Source organism: Sporichthya brevicatena (assembly GCF_039525035.1).
GTDB classification, from domain to species: Bacteria; Actinomycetota; Actinomycetes; order Sporichthyales; family Sporichthyaceae; genus Sporichthya; species Sporichthya brevicatena.
Genome location: NZ_BAAAHE010000002.1, coordinates 107737 through 123214, shown reverse-complemented (window position 1 = coordinate 123214; position 15478 = coordinate 107737). Strand labels below are relative to the sequence as shown.

Annotated in this window: 13 protein-coding genes; 5 read left to right on the top strand and 8 right to left on the bottom strand. The window is 73.7% G+C overall.

The genetic code is table 11. The annotated features are described in order from the left end of the window. Positions 1 to 61: 61 nt before the first annotated feature. The 3 genes from ABD401_RS01260 to ABD401_RS01250 all read left to right on the top strand — a co-directional run bounded on the left by ABD401_RS01260 (position 62) and on the right by ABD401_RS01250 (position 5796). Complete coding sequence (locus ABD401_RS01260) at positions 62 to 1609, top strand: dolichyl-phosphate-mannose--protein mannosyltransferase (RefSeq protein ID WP_344600729.1); 1548 nt, start codon at positions 62 to 64, stop codon at positions 1607 to 1609. Positions 1610 to 1678: 69 nt separating this feature from the next. Then, on the top strand, positions 1679 to 4621 hold the full coding sequence (locus ABD401_RS01255; RefSeq protein ID WP_344600727.1) for an alpha/beta fold hydrolase: 2943 nt from the start codon (positions 1679 to 1681) through the stop codon (positions 4619 to 4621). 266 nt (positions 4622 to 4887) lie between these two features. Beyond that, positions 4888 to 5796, top strand: coding sequence for a phosphatase PAP2 family protein (locus ABD401_RS01250; RefSeq protein ID WP_344600725.1), 909 nt, complete (start codon positions 4888 to 4890; stop codon positions 5794 to 5796). 37 nt (positions 5797 to 5833) lie between these two features. On the opposite strand, the gene ABD401_RS01245 is transcribed toward ABD401_RS01250, so the two are convergent. Then, entirely contained in the window at positions 5834 to 6556 is a 723-nt protein-coding gene (locus tag ABD401_RS01245) for an 8-oxoguanine DNA glycosylase OGG fold protein (RefSeq protein WP_344600723.1), read from the bottom strand. A gap of 334 nt (positions 6557 to 6890) precedes the next feature. On the opposite strand from ABD401_RS01245, the gene cspE reads away from it, so the two are divergent. Continuing rightward, positions 6891 to 7094 (top strand): transcription antiterminator/RNA stability regulator CspE, encoded by a 204-nt coding sequence (cspE, locus tag ABD401_RS01240; protein ID WP_019873279.1) that lies wholly within the window; start codon positions 6891 to 6893, stop codon positions 7092 to 7094. A 276-nt stretch (positions 7095 to 7370) separates the two neighbouring features. Beyond that, positions 7371 to 8426 carry a glycine-rich protein gene (locus ABD401_RS01235; RefSeq protein ID WP_344600720.1) on the top strand — a complete coding sequence of 352 codons (1056 nt, stop codon included), beginning with the start codon at positions 7371 to 7373 and terminating at the stop codon, positions 8424 to 8426. A 140-nt stretch (positions 8427 to 8566) separates the two neighbouring features. Here ABD401_RS01235 and ABD401_RS01230 read toward each other — a convergent pair whose 3' ends face one another. The 7 genes from ABD401_RS01230 to ABD401_RS01200 all read right to left on the bottom strand — a co-directional run. Further along, complete coding sequence (locus ABD401_RS01230; protein WP_344600718.1) at positions 8567 to 9673, bottom strand: cobalamin-dependent protein; 1107 nt, start codon at positions 9671 to 9673, stop codon at positions 8567 to 8569. Further along, the gene (locus ABD401_RS01225) at positions 9670 to 10833 is read right to left on the bottom strand and encodes a PP2C family protein-serine/threonine phosphatase (protein WP_344600716.1); all 1164 of its coding nucleotides are present in this window, start codon (positions 10831 to 10833) and stop codon (positions 9670 to 9672) included. The genes ABD401_RS01230 and ABD401_RS01225 overlap by 4 nt, the downstream gene beginning before the upstream one ends. 35 nt (positions 10834 to 10868) lie before the next feature. Then, positions 10869 to 11351 carry an ATP-binding protein gene (locus ABD401_RS01220; protein ID WP_344600714.1) on the bottom strand — a complete coding sequence of 161 codons (483 nt, stop codon included), beginning with the start codon at positions 11349 to 11351 and terminating at the stop codon, positions 10869 to 10871. Then, entirely contained in the window at positions 11348 to 11734 is a 387-nt protein-coding gene (locus tag ABD401_RS01215) for an STAS domain-containing protein (protein WP_344600712.1), read from the bottom strand. Before ABD401_RS01215 ends, ABD401_RS01220 begins: the two co-directional genes overlap by 4 nt. A 30-nt stretch (positions 11735 to 11764) precedes the next feature. Then, on the bottom strand, positions 11765 to 13273 hold the full coding sequence (locus ABD401_RS01210) for an ABC transporter substrate-binding protein (RefSeq protein WP_344600710.1): 1509 nt from the start codon (positions 13271 to 13273) through the stop codon (positions 11765 to 11767). Next, a complete protein-coding gene (locus ABD401_RS01205) occupies positions 13270 to 14277 on the bottom strand; it encodes a DUF7064 domain-containing protein (protein WP_344600708.1) in 1008 nt (335 codons plus the stop codon). Before ABD401_RS01205 ends, ABD401_RS01210 begins: the two co-directional genes overlap by 4 nt. Positions 14278 to 14286: 9 nt before the next feature. Then, on the bottom strand, positions 14287 to 15478 hold a 1192-nt coding region (locus ABD401_RS01200), incomplete at its 5' end, for a PEP-utilizing enzyme (RefSeq protein WP_344600706.1).

Below are 15478 nucleotides of genomic sequence, written 5' to 3'. Positions count from 1 at the left end.
GGGCGGGGCACCGGGCGCGGGGGCGCGGGACGGCGGGTGGGGGCTCCCTACGATCTTGGCCGTGAGCACGCCAGGGGGCCCCGTGCGGGTACGGGGGTCCCTCGGGCCGATGCCGACCGGACTCTGGGCGTGGCTGGGGCCGCTGCTGGTGACGGTGTTCGGGGGGTTCCTGCGGTTCTGGAACCTCGGCCGGCCGAACGCGGTGGTCTTCGACGAGACGTACTACGTCAAGGACTCGTGGTCGATCCTCAACCACGGCTACGAGCGGGCATACGCCCGCGGCGCGGACGCGAAGCTGGTCCGGGGCGACGAGGACATCCTGCTCGACCGGGCGACGTTCATCGTCCATCCGCCGGTCGGGAAGTGGGTGATCGCGCTCGGGGAGAAGGTCGGCGGTCTGGACGCGGTCGGCTGGCGGCTCGGGGTCGCGGTCATCGGGACGGCGTCGATCTTCCTCATCGCCCGGGTCGGGATCCGGCTGACGCGCTCGATCGTGCTCGGCTGCCTGGCCGGGTTCCTGCTCGCGGTCGACGGGCTCGCGGTCGTGATGAGCCGGACGGCCCTGCTCGACGGCTCGCTCTCGTTCTTCCTGCTCGCGGCGTTCGCGTGCCTGCTCGTCGACCGCGACCATGCGTTCGAACGCGCCCAACGCCTCGTCGACCGGGGCGGGGCCGGGGAACGGCTGCGTCTCGGCGTCCGGCCCTGGCGGATCGCGGCCGGCCTGTGCTGCGGCCTCGCGGTCGGCACCAAGTGGAGCGCGCTCCCCTTTCTCGCGCTGTTCGGGATCCTGGCCGTCCTCTGGGACCGCAGCGCCCGCGCCGTCGCCGGCGAGCCCAAGCCGCTGCGCTCGATGCTCCGCCGCGACGCGGTCCCGGCGTTCGTCTCGCTCGTCGGCCTGTCCGCGGTCGTGTACGTCGTCAGCTGGTCCGGGTGGCTCGCGACCGGCGGCGGCTGGTCGCGCCAGTGGGCGGCTGGCCGCGACACCGCGTTCCCGTTCATCCCGGACGCGCTCCGATCGCTGTGGCACTACCACGACGAGATGCGGGTCTTCCACACGAACCTGACGGAGGATCACCCGTACGAGTCCCACCCCTGGGGCTGGCTGGTCCTCGCGCGGCCGGTCGCGTACTGGTCCGAGGACGACGACCTGGGCGAGCACGGCTGCGAGGCCCGGCGCTGCGTCCGCGAGGTCCTCGGCATCGGGACGCCGATGCTCTGGTGGGCCGCCACCGTCGCCCTGGTCTGGCTGCTCTGGCGCTGGGCCGGGGCGCGGGACTGGCGGGCCGGCGCGCTTCTCGGCGGCGTCGCGGCCGGCTGGCTGCCGTGGTTCCGGTACGAGGACCGCCCGATGTTCTTCTTCTACGCGATCTCCTTCCTGCCGTTCCTCGTCCTCGGCCTGACGATGGCCCTCGGGGCGCTGGTCGGGCCTGCCCCCGGGGTCGGGGCGAGCAAGCGGGAACGGCGACGGCGCCAGCTCGGCTCCTGGGCCGCCGGGGCGCTCGTGCTCGCCGTCGTGCTCAACTTCTTCTACCTGTATCCGCTGCTCACCGGCGGGTCCCTGCCGCGCGGTGAGTGGTTGGACCGGATGTGGTTCAAGACCTGGATCTAGACACTCGGGGGGCTCCGCCCCCCGAGCACCCCCCGGAAAAGCGGGCTTTCCCTACGCCACACTGTCCCCGTGGATCTCTCCCGCCTGACCGGACCCGTACGCCAGCTGGGGGCGACGGTCGCCAACGCGTCGGAGGTGATCCGGTACGGCGGACTGCTGACCGGCGAGCTGCCCAGCGAGTTCTCCGTCGTCGCCCGCCGGTCGATGTTCCGGCTCCGCCGGTACTTCCCGGACGACGTCAACTCCGGCGCCCCGGTCCTGCTCGTGCCGCCGTTGATGATGTCCGCGGACGTCTACGACGTCTCGCCCTCGACCAGCGCGGTGCGCTTCCTCCACGAGTCGGGGCTCGACCCCTGGGTCGTCGACTTCGGCGCGCCGGAGCGGGAGGAGGGCGGCCTCAAGCGGACCGTCGTCGACCACGTCCTCGCCGTCAACGAGGCGGTCGACCTCGTCCGCGCGCACACGCAGCGGGACGTCCACCTGTCCGGCTACTCGCAGGGCGGGATGTTCGCGTACCAGGTCGCGGCGTACCGGCGCAGCTCCGGCATCGCGAGCCTGATCACCTTCGGCTCACCGGTCGACTCCCGGGCCACGCGGGTGTTCGGCGTCGTGGCCGAGGACGTCATCACCGAGGTCGCGGGGCTGCTCGCCGACCACGTCCTGGTCCACGTGAGCCTCCCGGCCTGGGCGAGCCGCTTCGGCTTCCGGCTGCTCGACCCGGTCAAGTCGACGCGGGCGCGTCTGCAGTTCCTGCTCCAACTCCACGACCGGGACGCCCTGCTCCCCCGCGAGGGCCAGCGGCAGTTCCTCGACAACAACGGCTACGTCGCCTACCCCGGTCCGGCGATCGCGGAGTTCGTGAAGAACTTCCTCGCCCACAACCGGATGCTGCAGGGCGGCTTCGTCATCGGCGACGTGATGTCGACCCTCGCCGACATCACCTGCCCCGTCCTCGCGTTCGTCGGGTCGCTGGACTCGATCGCCCCGCCGCCGTCGGTGCGCGCGATCGCCCGCGCCGCCCCCAAGGCGGACACCTTCGAGGTCGAGGTGCCGACCGGGCACTTCGGGATGGTCGTCGGCGCCGGCGCGAGCCGCGCCACCTGGCCGCGGGTGGCCGACTGGGTGACCTGGCGCGAGCTGCGCGGCGGGCAGCCCGAGGACCGGCCGGCCGCGATCGAGGTCCTCGACGTCGACGCCGAGTTCGAGCCGCGCCCCAGCACCGCGCCGCTGCACGCCGGCGTCGACGTGGCCGGGTACGCGGTCGCCGTCGCGCGCTCCGGGCTCGGCGCCGCGGCCGGCGGCCTGCGCGCGCTGGCCAGCCTCGCCGGCGATGCCCAGCACGTGCTGCCGCGGCTGGCCCGCCTCGAACGGCTGACGGCCGACGAGCGCGTCTCGGTCGGTGCTCTCCTCGAGGAACGCACCCGCAACAACGCGGCCGACCACTTCTTCGTCTTCGACGGCCGCGGGCACACCTACGCCGACGCGGGCGTCCGCGTCGACAACGTCGTGCGCGGACTGCTCTCGATCGGCGTGCGGCCCGGCGAGCACGTCGGGGTCCTGATGTCGACGCGGCCCAGTGCGCTCGTCGCGACCGCCGCGCTGAACCGGATCGGCGCGGTCGCGGTCATGCTCCGACCCGACGGCGCGACCGCGGTCGAGGCCCGCCTCGGCGACGTGAAGCGGATCATCGCCGACCCCGAGCACGCCGGCGCGGCGCGGGCGGCTCGCAAGGTCTCGGTCTACGTCCTCGGCGGGGGCGGCGCCCCGCGCACGCTCGGTCCCGGCATCACCGACCTCGAGCGCATCACGCCGGCCCTCGTGCAGATCCCCGAGTGGTACGTCCCGAACCCGGGCCGGGCCTCGGACCTCGCGTTCCTGCTGTTCACGGGCGAGGGCACGTCGACCCGCTGCCACCGGATCACCAACGGCCAGTGGGCGCGCTCGGCCTACGGCACGGCGTCGGCGGCGAAGCTCTCCCCGGCCGACACCGTCTACAGCGTCACGCCGCTGCACCACGCGGCCGGTCTGCTCACCAGCGTCGGCGGGGCCCTGGCCGGCGGGTCACGGCTCGCGCTCGCGACCTCCTACGACCCGGCGACGTTCTGGTCCGAGGTCCGCCGCTACGGCGTCACGGTCGTCTCCTACACCTGGACGCTGCTGCGCGACCTGATCGAGGCCGACCGCGTCCCCGGCGAGCGGCACCACCCGGTGCGCCTGTTCGTCGGGTCCGGGATGCCGACCTGGCTCTGGCTGCGCACGGTCGACCGCTTCCCGACCGCCGGTGTCCTGGAGTTCTTCGCCTCCAGCGGCGAGGACGTCGTCCTCGCCAACCTCTCCGGCCGCAAGGTCGGCGCGAAGGGGCGCCCGATCCCGGGCAGTGCCGAGGTCGCGGTCGTGTCCTGCGACCTCGCGACCGGTGAGCTCCGGCGCGACCTCGACGGCGTCGGCGCGCGCTGCGCCACCGACGAGCCCGGGCTGCTGGTCGCCCGCTGCTCCCCCACCGCACCGAACGCGCTCCGGGACGTCCTCGCCCCCGGCGACGCCTGGCGCTCCACCGGCCACGTCTTCCGCCGCGACGCCGACGGCGACCACTGGCTGATCGGCGCGCTCGCCGACCTCGTCCACACCGCCGGCGGCACCGTGCCGCCCGCGCCGGCCGAGGACGCCCTCGGCGCGCTCGACGCGGTCGAGATCGTGGCTGCGTACGGCGTCCACGCGGATACGGACCGTGACACCCCGCCGGCGGAGGAGCTGCACGCAGCCCTCGTGCTGCGGCGCGGACGCACGCTCGACGCGCCCGCGGTGACCGCGGCGCTGGCCGGCCTCTCGGCGCTGCACCAACCCAGCGTCGTGCGGGTGCTCCCGACCATTCCGGTCACCACGTGGTGGCGCCCGCTGCGGGCTGCCCTGCGCGCCGACGCGGCGGCAGATGCGCTGGTCACGTGGGTGCGACAGCCCGACGGGACTTACGCGGAGCCCCCCAAGGCCCGCCGCCGACGCCGCGGAACGTGACATGTCTTTCGAGATCGTCGTTTCAAGCCTGTAGCCACGGTCAGTCTTCCTTCGTACGCTGCGTTCGACGACGGTGCGGACCTGCGGCCCCCGGCGACGGAACAAAACCCGGTTTCGAGCGGGTTTTCTCTCTGGCCAGAGCGGTGGGATCTGTACCACACTCCGTTACGCTCACCAAGACGTAACGGGCGATTCCCCCAGGATCCGGCCGCGGGTCGGTTCCTGGGCTTCCTGGGCTTCGGCCCGGGACGACGGACGGAGGGACTGTGGCCGACGCCGCACGGCAGTCCCTGATGCGTCCCCGCGTGCCGCGCGTGCGCGCCTCGGCGGTCACCCGGTTCGGCCGCGAGCTGATCGCGATGCTCGTGCTGTTCACCATCTACAAGTTCGGCCGCGTCGTCCACACCTCGGACGTGAATCTCGCCTATGAGAACGCACAGCGGGTGTGGGACCTCGAGCGCTGGGCCCGGCTGCCGAACGAGCTCCACGCCCAGCAGGCGATGCTCCCGATGCAGTGGCTGGTGGAGTTCGCGAACAGCTACTACGCCTTCGTGCACCTGCCGGGAACGGGCGCGTTCCTGATCTGGATGTACCTGCGCCGACCGCTGCTGTACCCGCCGGTGCGCCGCGCGATCATCGCGATGACGGCGATCGCCCTGCTCGGGCACATCCTGTTCCCGCTCGCGCCGCCGCGGATGCTCACCCAGTACGGCTTCGTCGACACCGCCGCGATCTACGGGCCCAACGTCTACGGCGACGACCCCGAGGCTCAGTCGCTGATCAACCAGTACGCGGCCATGCCGAGCCTGCACGTCGGCTGGGCGATGCTCGTCGCCGTCGGCCTGATCGCCGCGTTCAAGACCCGCTGGCGCTGGCTGTGGCTGCTGCACCCGACGATCACGGCGATGGCCGTCGTCGGCACCGCGAACCACTACTGGATCGACGGGATCATCGCCTGCCTGCTGCTGGCGCTCGTGGTCTACCTCTGCGGCGACCACATCGTCCCCTGGTACCGGCTCAATCCCGTCCGCCGGATCCAGCAGCGCCGGGCGGCGCGGAAGCCGGACTACTACGGCATCGTCCCCGCCGAGCGCCCCGCGGCCGCGCCGGTGCGCACCGCCGAGACCCCGGCCGAGCCGGCGCTGGAGCCCGCGGGGCGGGCCCCGCAGGACTGAGCCGGCGCTTCTGTCGGCGCCTCGGCCGGCAGCGCGGTCAGCGCCGCGCGTGCCGTCCCCGGACCTCCTCGGTCCGGACCGCGCGGCCACCCTCGCCGTAGCGGAGCCCGCCGGCGGTGAGGTCCAACTCGACGCGGTCGGGCTCGACGGCGTCGTCGGCCGCCTGCTGGGCGGCCCAGGCGATGTAGCGGACCCACTCCAGGCTAGAGCCGCGGCTGGCCGGGCTGGAGATCTCCGCCGCCCGCGGGAGCCGGCCGGCGATGGTCTCGTCGAGCATCAGCGGCTGCACGCCGCCGACGCCCCGCCGGTAGCCGGCGAAGTAGAGCAGTCGGGTGCAGGTGTCGGAGTCGAGGTCCGGCAGCCGCGACGTGGTGCGCAGGGCGAGGTAGGCCGCACGCAGGGCCGCGGTGCCGGGACGCTCGACACGCAGGCCGGCGAGCGCCGCCTCGAGGCGGTCACCCGCGGGGTCGTCGGCGAGGGCGCGGACGGCCCGGCGCCGGCCGGAGGCCTGCTCGCCGTCGGTCCACATCAGGACGGCGGCGAGCAGCTGCCGGGCGCTCGCCCGGTCCTCGCGCCAGCGGGTCGCGACGTCGAAGACGTCCTGCCGCCAGACCTGACCGCTCTTCGGGAATCCGGCGGGCCAGGCGTCGTCCGGCAGCGCGGAGCGCCACTTCGCGGCGGGGAGGGAGACCGGACGCTCCTCCCCCGGGAGGGCGCGCAGTCGGTCGGCGGCCGCCCGGGCCCGGCGTCCCGAGCTCATGAGGACGTCTCCTGACGCGTGTGACGCACGGTGATCATGGAACGCACGGTAAGAGCGGCTTGCACCCATGGCGACCGCACTGCGCCGTTCGGATGCCGTTTCCGCGCTCTCGGGATTGATCGTCCGGAGGGGTGTCCTGCGCCACTTCCTGTGCTAGCGTCCCAGGCAGGTTGAAGGCGAAGCAGTTCCCCGTACGTTCTTGAAACGCCCACGGAGACACACCTCCGGAGGGCGTTTTGTCTTTCGGGGGCACGTGATGCCGACGGCCTGGGGCCTCGAGGCGAGGTCTGTCAGATCGTGCAGTGCGCACGGCTTTTGAAGGAGCACATCCAGCATGACCCAGGGCACCGTGAAGTGGTTCAACGCCGAGAAGGGCTTCGGCTTCATCGCTCAGGACGACGGCGGCGCGGACGTCTTCGTTCACTACAGCGCCATCCAGTCGAACGGCTACCGGACGCTGGAGGACAACCAGCGGGTGGAGTTCGAGATCACCCAGGGCGCGAAGGGCCCGCAGGCCGAGAACGTTCGCGCGATCTGACCTGCTCACTTCTCTGACCGCCCCGGCCTGCCGGCCAGGCTGAGCGGCAGAACTGCCGGAGGGCCGTCACCCCGTGGGGTGGCGGCCCTCCGCGCGTCCCGGGGCGCCCTTTCGGCACATTCCCAACTTTCCGTGACAGAGTCCGCACGCAACGTACGGACCGCACGCACGGGGCGGGCGGGAAATCGGAAGGAGCGGCCGGTGGCGGCACAGGCACGGACCAGAGGGCGGAGGCGAGCGGCACGGGCCGCGGCCGGAGCGAGCAGCCTCGTCCTGATGACCGGGGCGGGCGTCCTGCTCCCCGCCGGATCGGCATGGGCGGCCCTGCCGTCGGAGTGCGCGCAGGCCGGGCTGGACGTCACCTGCACCTTCACGGACACCGCGGGCGCGATCACCCTCGACGTGCCCGACGGCGTCACCAGCGTCGAGATGGCGGTGCGCGGCGGGTCGGGCGGCTCGGGGCAGACCGCCTCGCCGTTCCTGCCGGAGCCGCTCGTGACGCCCGGCGGGCTCGGCGGCACCGCGACGGCGACGGTGCCGGTCGACCCCGCGACCGACCTGGAGATCCGCGTCGGTGGCGCCGGCCAGGACGGCGCGGACGGGGGTGCCGGCGGCGCGCACGGGGGTGCCGCCGGCACCACCCTCAACGTCTTGGTCCTCGCCCTGCAGGGCGGGGGCGGCGGCGGCGGCTCGGAGGTCCGCGTGGCCGGGACCGACCCGGCCGCGGACGACCCGCTGATCGCCGCCGGTGGCGGCGGAGGCGGCGGAGGCGGGTTCTTCGGGTCTGCCGAGGCGGGCGCGGGCGGCGGAACCACCGGGGGCGACGCCCCGAACGGTGGGTTCGGCGGCACCCAGACCGAGGGCGGTGCCGGGGCCGGCCTGATCCCGAACATCCTGACCGGCGAGAGCGGCTCGCGCGGTCAGGGCGGCGCGGCGCTGGTCCTCACCGGCGGCGGTGGTGGGGGCGGCGGTTACTACGGCGGCGGCGGGGCCGGCGCCGATCTCCAGTCGCTGATCGGCGGCGGTGGGGGCGGCGGCAGCGGCTTCGGGCCGGACAGCGTGTCCTTCGGCGTCGCCAGCGACCCCGGCGACGGCGAGGTCGTCCTGCGCTTCACCCTCCCCGACCCCGACGACGGCACGGGCGGCGGCACCGGCGACCCCGACGACGGTGACGACGGTGGTTCCGGCGGTGGCTCCGGTGGTGGGGGCGGCGGCGACGACCGCGACGTCTCCGGCGGCGGCGCCCCCCGCGACTGCCTCGTCGACCGCCTCGTGACCGGCCGCGTCGACGTCACCACCCCTGCGGTCCCCGCGATCGACGGCGGCTGCTGACCGGCCGCACTGCTGACCGGCCGCACTGCTGACCGGCCGCACTGCTGACCGGCGCTGCTGCTGACCGGCGCTGCTGCTGACCGGCACTGCTGCTGACCGGGGCGCGATGCCCGGCCGGTGTCAAGAAAGGGTGACACCCCTTACTGCGCAGTAAGGGGTGTCACCCTTTCTTTTCCACAGGCGAGGAAGGACCGCGTCCGGGACCAGTCGGCGGCGGTGGCGGCGGGGGCGGTCGCGGCGTCTGACGGGCGGTCAGTGGCGGTGTCGAGGACGGCGTCGAGGACGGCGTCGAGGGCGTCGAGGCCGAGTTGAACGGCGGCGGCGGGGACGCCGCGGGCGGTGAGGATCTCGGCGAGCCAGCCGACGAAGTCGGTGAACAGCTCGACGTCGTCGAGGAACAGCGCGGCGGTGAGGAAGTCGAGGATGTAGCCGATGTCCTCGACGGTCCGGGCGCGCTGCTCGGCGCCGTAGGCGGCCATCGGGGGGAAGCGGCGGGCGAGTTCGGCCATCGTCGCGTCGACGAGGTCGGCGTGGGCGGCGCGGAGCCGGACGTGGGCGTCGTCGGGGTGCTCCAGCGGCGGGGCGGGGTCGGTGAACGCCGGCCAGGAGTCGGACTCGATCAGCGCGAGGGCGGCCGTCGGGTCCGGGGCCCACCCGTTGGCGCCGAGGGCGAGGGCCCAGCGGCCGTCGGGGCCGAAGCCGCGGCCCCCGGCGAGGACCGGGACGCCGGCGCCGCGCGCGGCCTCGATCATGCGCCGGGCGCGCTGCAGCGACGTCGACACCGAGCAGGAGAGCGCGACCAGGTCGGGGCCGAGGTCGTGCAGGTACGAGACCAGGTGCGGCGCCGGCACCGAGGCGCCGAGGTAGGAGACGTCCCAGCCGGACAGGCGCAGCGACTCCGACAGGATGCGCGCGGGCAGCGCGTGCCACTCCCCCTCGACGCAGGTGACGACGATCCGCCCGCGGGCCGGGCCGGAGACGGTGCGCGCGCCGAGGGCGGCGACGACGTCCTCGGAGATGCTCGTCGCGACGTGCTCGCGGGCGACGCCCCAGCTGTTGGTGGCCCACTGCCGACCGACCTCGAGCTGGGCCGGGCGGACGAGCTCGTCGAAGATCTGGATCGCCGGGACACCCCGCTCGAGCTCGCCGAGGGCGGCCGCGACGGCGGCGGTCCGGTCGCCCCGGCACAAGGCGTCCCAGTACCGGTCGCGGACGTCGGCGGAGAGCTCGGCGGCGGTCACGGTCACGTGTCCTCCGCCCGCAGCGCGAGCAACGCGATGTCGTCGTGGGACCGGCCGTCGAGGTACTCCAGGACGAGCTGCTCGATCCGTTCGGTGATCGCCTGCGCGGTCATGTCGACGCAGTCGCCGACCATCGCCGCCAGCCGGGTCGGCCCGAGGAACTCGTCGCCGACGCGCGCCTCGGTGACGCCGTCGGTGTAGAGCAGCAACGTCTCCCCCGGTTCGAGCTCGACCGTGGTGGCGCGGAAACGCGCCTCGCGCAGCATGCCGACGATCATGCCCGTCGTCTCGACGGTCTGCACGGTCCCGTCGCGCCGCAGGAGCAACGGCGGCGGGTGCCCGCCGGTCGCGAGATGCAGGGTGACGCCGCCGTCGCCGCGGGCGAACCGCCCGTGGACGACCGAGAGGAACTTCGAGCCGTCGACGGCGAGCATCGCGTCGTTGAGGACGGTCAGGGTGCGCACCGGGTCGGTCTCGACGAGCGCCGCGGTGCGCAGGGACTGCCGGGCCTGCCCGGTGAGGACGGCGGCGTTGACGCCCTTGCCGCAGACGTCGCCGATGTCGAACGCCCAGGACCCGCCGCAGGGGTAGACCTGGTAGAAGTCACCGCCGATCGCGGTCGCCTCCTGAGCCGGCCGGTACCGCGCGCCGAGTTCGACGCCCTCGACCTCCGGCAGGTCCGGCGGCAGCAGCGCGGCGCGCAGGGTGCTCGCGAGGGCGGCGCGCTCCTCGTAGATCCGGGCGGACGCGACGGCGAACGCGGCCCGGGCCGCGAGGGCGTCGGTCATCGCGTCGAGGTCGGCGGCGTCGACGTCGCCGAGCACGTCGGTGCGTCGCGCCAGCACGAGCGTCCCGGTCACCGACCCGTAGGCCTGCAAGGGGACGGTGATCAGCACGGTCGGGGCGTCGGCGAGTTCCTTGGCGAGCGCGGGGTCGGCGCCGAGTTCTTCGAGCAGGGCGGGGTCGTCCAGCGGCCGCCGACCGGGATGCCGGGCGGCGGCGGGGATTCCCGGCGCGGAGTGCTCACGCGGAGCGCCCGTCCCGACCGAGACGACGCGGTGGACCGAGCCGTCCGGGGCGAGAGCGGCTCCCCACGCGGCGAGGCGCGGGACGGCGAGGGTGACGACGCGGCCGAGCGTCCGGCGCAGGTTCAGCGTCCCCGCCAACGCCAGTCCGGCGTCGGCGGCGAAGCGGTCGACGCTCAGCCGACGCCCGCCTTCGAGGAGGCGTCGCCCTGGCCGGCGGCGGAGGCCGAGCGGTGGATCGCGAACAGGTCGGCGTCGGCGGTCGCGCTGTCGGGCAGCATCAGGCTGAACCAGACGGCCTTGCCGCCGGACCGGGCCTCGATGCCCCAGTCGTCGGAGACGGCGGCGACGATCTTCAGGCCGCGACCCGACTCGGGGATCTCGTCGCCGCCGGGGACGAACGGGCGGTGCAGCATCGGCTCGCCGTCGGCGATCGAGATCGTGACCCGGTCGGCGGCCGCGATGCTGAGGGTGACGTCCGTGCGTGCGTGCCGGACGGCGTTGGCGATCAGCTCACTGACGCCGAGTTCGGCGTCCTCGACCAGGCGGGCGAGGTCCCACTCGAGCAGGGTGTCCCGCACGAAATGCCGGCCGTGCGTCACCGAGGCCAGGTCGGCGCTCAGCAGAAGTCGTCGTTCTCGGAAGGGGTTACTGCTCATCTCGTCCGTCCGTCCTCGACAGCGAGGGCTTCGCCACCGTGTCGCTCGTGGCCGCGCATCGCCGCCTCGACCGAGCCGAACTGGGGGAACAGCTCGGTCAACCCGCAGATCTCGATCACCCGCCGAATCACGTGGTGGGTGTAGACCAGGCGGACCCACCCGTCGCGGGCCGCCGCTTCGCGGTGAACGGCCACCAGTGCCCGCACCACGGAGGAGTCGATGAACGAGACGTTGAGCATGTCGATGACCAGGTGACCGTCGCCGACCGTCAGGTGCGCGAGCAGTGACTCCCCGAGCTGCTCGTCGGCCGCGTCCCACTCCCCGGTCAGGGTGAGGACCGGCGGTCCCGCCTCCACCGGACGCGTGACCACGACCTGACCCATGTCCACCTCTCGTTGTCGTACCGGTCGGACCTACCCGTCGTGCGGCCCCGGAGAACCTGTGAGACGGGTGACAGGCCGGTGAGAGGCATCGAAGCATGTCGGGCGGCTGCCCGCGACCGCCCCGAACCCGTGTTCGTCCAACCGCAGACCGTAGTAACAGTCGACCGCCGTCGCGGGCCGACCGCGGGTGAAGGTCGCCCCGGGGCTGATCCCGTCCAGTTTCTCGTTCTTCAGGCGCCACAGCCCGTCGAGAATCAGGTCGGTCGTGACGGCCCCGCCGCTCGCCGGGCCCGAGACCTGCGCAAGGGCGGCTTCGAGCAGCTTGCCGGCGGCCCACCCCAGCAGGGTCTGCTGATCGATCGGCCCGGCCGGCATCCAGCGTTGCGTGGCCGCGTGGAACGCGCGGATGCCCGGGGTGTCGGTCGTGGTGTACGGCACCACGCCGCTGCCGAGGAAGGTCTTGTTGCGACGCAACCCGGCATCGGCCGCGGCGGCCGCCGACAGACCGATCGCTCCCATGGAGATCGTCGGGAAGTAGTTCAGCGACGCGCACGAGCGCGCGGCCCGGATGCTCGCCGACCCGTCCAGGCCGAGGAAGAGGGTGTTCACGCCGGCGGCTTTCATCGTCTGGCACTCGGACGTGTAGTCCGGCTGGGTGAGCGACGTCGCCGCGATGGGCCCGAGCGCAGCCTGCGCGCGCTCGGCACTCTTGGGGAAGTTGTTCTTCAGCCCGGTGCAGATGGACGCCTCGACGCAGTAGAACAGTCCCGCCTTGCGTGGGCCCTCGGCGACCCGGGCGGCGTCGATCACGCCGCCGTCGTACGACGTCAGCGGCGCCCCGCCCGTCGGGAACAGGTACGGACTCTGCACCCAGTCCTCGGCAGTGACGTCACCGCCGACGACGGGGACGCGATCCCGCTCGGCGGCCGTTCGCAGCGCGGCGATCGCGATCGGGACGCCTCCCCCGACGATCGCGACGGCACCGCGGTCGTGGATCAGCGAGTTCCAGTTCGCGGTCACGCGGGCCGGGTCTGACGCATCGTCGAGTTGGATGAGCCGCACCGGGTGGCATTCGAGACCGCCGCGAGCGTTGACGTCCTTCGCCCAGATCGCCAGGCCGGCGCGCAGACCCCCGATGGTCGCTCCCACGAGCCCCGACGTCGCGAGGGTCTGACCGAGGACCACCGGCTCCAACGGCTGTGCGCACTTCCCGGCCGCAGCGGGGCGAGCCGCGGGAGCGACGGCGGCGGGTTCGCTCCCGCCGCGGCGATCGTGGACGGTCGGGCCCGACGGTGCCGCGGCGCCGACCGATGCGGAGGCAACGGTCGCCGGCTCCGGCGTCGCGGCATCGACGGTCGCGGCCCCGACGGCAGCCGGTGCGGCGGGGGCACCGGCCGGCGGAGAGAGGTCGACCGGGGCGTCGCCGTTGCCGACCGCGGCGACGGACTCGTGGTCCAGGCGAGTGCCGCAGGCGGTCGCGACCAGCAGGAGAACGAGTCCGGGCACCAGCGCCCGGCACCGCCACGGCAGTCTGCTCACGACGCGCCCAGGTCCTCGATCCGCCGACTGCGCTCGCACAGCCCGTAGGCCTCCTCGCCGTCCCAGCGGCAGCGCACCATCGCGTCGTTGAGAATCTTGATCCGCGGGTCGGTGCGGTCCACGCCCTGGAGAACCTCGTTGGGCTCGCTGAGTGTCTGGGTCATCGAGGAGAGGACCTCGACCTCGATCACGACCTCCCGGCCGCCGTCGTCGAGGCGGACGGTCATCGCCCGGGGGTCCGCGCCGGCGCTCTCCAACGTCGGCATGTCGAGCGGGGTGATCTCGCGGAGCTTGTCGTCCTCGCAGATGAAGCCCCGGTTCAGGGCGACGACGTCGTCGTTGTCCCACATGCGCAGGGCGACGAACGAGCGCCCGGAGGGGAACTCGGCGTGCGCCCACGAGCCGCGCCGGAAGTTCGCGAAGTTTCGCGGCCCGTAGCTGTGGTCGCGGATGCCGGTGCCGGCGAGCTCCCACTCCTGATCGCCGCAGCGCAGCCGCCCGGCGAAGCGGCCGGGCTGCTCGTAGTGGCGGTGCGCCCAGGACTGGTCGGACATGTCCGCGGCCCCGAGGTCCCACAGCGGCGTCAGGGCGTCGAACCGGTACTCGAACTGCACGGGGACGACCTCACGGTCGGTCAGCAGACCGGACCCGAGCTCGTCGATGTCGGTGGGGCGCGCCATCGCGTCGCCGGTCACGGTCCAGGTGGTCAGCGGTTCGTCGCAGCGGAAGCTGAGGGTCCCGTTGGACGGACCGGACTCCCCCGGGGTCTGCGGCCCGCGCCCGTAGGTCCTGGACATGAGCAGCTTCCCGCCCGGCAGGTAGACGGTGATCAGACCGCGCCACGTCGTCGGGTCGTGCGGGGTGCGCCCGAGGTGGTTCCACAGCCCGACCTCGGCCTGCGGGTCGTACCAGCCGAAGAAGTAGTTCTCGCTCCACAGGTCCACGCCCGACGGGATCGCGTGGGTGAGGTCCTCGACGGGGTCGACGTTGTGCGGGTATTCCATGACGCTCCCTCAGATCTTGGTGACAGTGCCCGCGCCGCCGTCGAGGCGGACGCGGTCACCGGTGCGGAGGACCTCGGTCCCGGTTCGCGTGTTGATGACGCAGGGCAGCCCCATCTCGCGAGCCACGATCGCGCCGTGCGAGAGCGGCCCGCCGACGTCGATGGCGAGGCCGGCCGCGACGACGAACCCCAGCGACCAACTCGGATCGGTGAGGGGGCAGACGAGAATCTCGCCGGGTTCGAGCTGGTCGAGCTCGGCCGCGCGGCGCAGGACCCGGACCGGTCCGTCCACGACGCCGGGGCTGACCGCGAACCCGGTGAGCGCGACCGCGTCCGTACCTGACGCCCCCTCAGGCAGCGGCAGCGGCTCCGGCGATCCGGTCCACGCGTCCGGGAGGCGCGTGGTGCGGTACTCGTCGAACCGGGCCCGGCGCTCGGCGACGACGTCGGCCACGCCGGGCGGCAGGGCACCGGTGAGCTCGTCCAGCCGGAGGAAGAAGACGTCCTCGGGTTCCTTGAGGACGCCGGTGGCGTGCAGATCCGCGCCGAGGGTGCGCGCCGCGACGCGGGCGCCGTCGACGGCGCGCAGGAACGCCGCACGCCCGCTCTCGCGCAGGGGCAGAAAGTGGCGGACGATGCGCACCAGCGTCCGCGCCGCCGGACGCCGCAGGGGCGAGAGCGCCTCCAGCAGGATCCGTTCGGCGTCCGCGGCCGCGGCCTCGCGACGGGCGGCGACGGCCGCGGGGGCCTGCTCCGCCGACTGGGTGCGGAAGCGGTCGACCATGGCGCGCAGCGGCCCGTCGTCCTCCCGCCAGACCCGAGCGGAGAGCTCACCCTCGTCGGGTCCGTGGTAGCCGTGCCGCGCGACGAACGGGGCCAGGTCGCCGGAGCCGTGGGCGATCGCCCAGAGCTCGGCGAGCCATTCGGTCTCGTCCACCGACTGGCCGGTGGCGATGCGCAGCTCGAGGCCGGGGTGACCGGCCTTGGCCGCCAGCTGCGCGAGCTGGGTGAAGAAGGCGGGGGCGAGCATCGTGCCGATGGTGTGCGGGACCATCACGCGGGTGAACAGGTCCGCGGCCTCGTGCAGGATCGCGCGGGCCCGCGCCGGGTCGGCCGGCTCGGCGAGAACGCGCCGCCACCAGGCGTCCGCCTCGGCCTCCAGGGCGTGCAGGCGGCGGTGCACCCCGAACGCCGCGCGGGGC